Genomic DNA, 278 nt, shown 5'->3' with positions numbered 1-278 from the left:
GAACGTCTTAAAGTTGTACTTTTGTACTTCGTGTCTAGCTCCGGCTCCTAGGGGCTCGCAGAAAATAACCTTCCTCCGTCAAAGTCTATTGACTTTTACTCCAGAAGAACATTTTCTGTCGCCCCTGAACAGTCGCCTCTGCTTTTCTCCATAGAAAGGAGGTGATCCAGCCGCACCTTCCGATACGGCTACCTTGTTACGACTTCACCCCAATCATCTGTCCCACCTTCGGCGGCTGGCTCCAAAAGGTTACCTCACCGACTTCGGGTGTTACAAAC

1 rRNA gene is annotated in these 278 nt (G+C 50.0%); it reads right to left on the bottom strand.

The features are described 5' to 3' along the window. Positions 1-154 precede the first annotated feature (154 nt). Positions 155-278, bottom strand: a 16S ribosomal RNA gene (locus KI363_RS21770); the annotation flags it as partial.

Origin of the sequence: Lederbergia ruris, from assembly GCF_018332955.1 — a bacterium.
Lineage (GTDB): Bacteria > Bacillota > Bacilli > Bacillales > Bacillaceae_C > Lederbergia > Lederbergia ruris.
The sequence above is the reverse complement of the archived record's forward strand: the minus strand, read 5'-3'. Positions and strand labels throughout refer to the sequence as shown.